The organism is Flammeovirga aprica JL-4, from assembly GCF_012844305.1.
Classification (GTDB): Bacteria; Bacteroidota; Bacteroidia; order Cytophagales; family Flammeovirgaceae; genus Flammeovirga; species Flammeovirga aprica.
This window is the reverse complement of sequence record NZ_JABANE010000278.1, coordinates 1-1,523: the sequence shown is the minus strand read 5'-3', so window position 1 is coordinate 1,523 and position 1,523 is coordinate 1. Positions and strand designations below refer to the sequence as shown.

The 1,523-nt window shown below is 32.0% G+C and carries 3 protein-coding genes; all 3 read right to left on the bottom strand.

Translation table 11 applies throughout. From position 1 onward, the window contains the following. Nucleotides 1–119: 119 nt before the first annotated feature. Complete coding sequence (locus HHU12_RS33850; protein WP_169661141.1) at nucleotides 120–665, bottom strand: SUKH-3 domain-containing protein; 546 nt, start codon at nucleotides 663–665, stop codon at nucleotides 120–122. A gap of 16 nt (nucleotides 666–681) precedes the next feature. Beyond that, nucleotides 682–888 carry a hypothetical protein gene (locus HHU12_RS36015; RefSeq protein WP_394353226.1) on the bottom strand — a complete coding sequence of 69 codons (207 nt, stop codon included), beginning with the start codon at nucleotides 886–888 and terminating at the stop codon, nucleotides 682–684. Between the two features lie 35 nt (nucleotides 889–923). Continuing rightward, nucleotides 924–1,523 (bottom strand): hypothetical protein (locus tag HHU12_RS33840; protein ID WP_169661140.1); only part of this gene is annotated, 600 nt, incomplete at its 5' end.

Genomic DNA, 1,523 nt, shown 5'->3' with positions numbered 1-1,523 from the left:
ATTTACCAAAATAAACCCTCATTCAGAAAAGTGTTCTGAATGAGGGTTACTGTGGACAGCGTTGAGTTTACATCCTCTATTAGTGTCTTCGATTAACTTATATTCAGCTATTAGGACAGTCACCTCTTTGGTACTTTCCGTTTAAACCATTTCCCCTTATGTTCCCCTTCCTCTTCTAGAATATAAGCATGAGTATATAAATCATTTTTTAATATATTCTTAAGACCTTGATAAGGATCATCATGAACTTTTACACATCCTAGAATTCCAGTATTAAATATATAAATAGCTAGGGATTCATCAACAGCAGCTGTAAAATCATCTCTAACCATACCGATAGGATATAATTTCTTTCCCATTAAATCAGAGTAGTACTTAATTGCTCCATCTTCCCCTTCACTATCAATCATTAACTCTTCGTCATACATTAAATCAAAATGAATATAATTGTCATACTTGATTTTTCTTGATTCACCTCTAATTCTAATTTCTCGTTCACCTATGTTATGAACTTTCAAATCTAGAAACTCAGAAATGAAAATAAGGTAGTTGTCAGGATACTTACCAAATTCATTTTTTAATAAATTTGATAAATCTATTTTACGCCCTTTCATCCATCCTGCTTGTTCAAAATAAGGAATAATTTCAACTGGTAATTTTGTCATTTGAATTTATCTTTTATTAATGTGAAACTTCTTGAATCTGTAATAATTCTAATAAATAAAAGCAAGAAGTACATGCACATTTATATTTTCCATGTGAACCTTTAGTCTTAGCAGACCCCTTCAAATTTATAGCCTTAGATTTTGTCCCTCTTAAATATTCTATAGCTTCCTCAACTGTTGGTATCTTTCTTTTGAAGTGATCATTTAATAATTCTGATAATATCTGTACTTCTGCACACTTTCCGTGCCCACTTGACCTTAATTCAGTATCAATCTCTTCAAGAATTCTTTAACCCTAGGATTAATACCTTCAAAATAATCAACATTACCATTTTTTATACTGGTTCCTGTTCTAACACCAAAGGAACCTTCCATGACACCTGCTACCGAAGGTCTTTTGGTGTTTGAGTATTTTGTTAATGCTTCTTCTGCTAAATCATTTAACTCTTTAGAAGCATTTCTAGAAATTCCAGAGTTATCTAATAGCTTAAACCATCTCACTAAGTCTTCGGCTTTATTTGCCTCAGGCATTCTATTAGCTAGTATACTAGATAAGCTTTCTCTCGAACTTTGTAAAAAACTTGTTAGTTTATTGTAATAACTGATATTAGATGCATCTAAATTAGCTTTTTTCAACACCATCCACACATCAACAACCTTACTATTTCCAGCTATAGCATCCCTGAAACTTTCTTGAGCATTATATTGTAATTCAAAAGCTTCTTTTAATTCACCATTTATTTCTAATGACTTAAGCTTCTTTGCTATGGACGGAGGCAACTCATACTCATTATGCACATAAATACCATCCGCATAATAACTATGATAACCTTCCACCTCAAAGTTGTAAACTCGCTC

Coding starts and splice junctions, on each gene's coding strand:
- HHU12_RS33850 (WP_169661141.1), bottom strand. CDS start 665: ATGACAAAATTACCAGTTGAAATTATTCCTTATTTTGAACAAGCAGGA.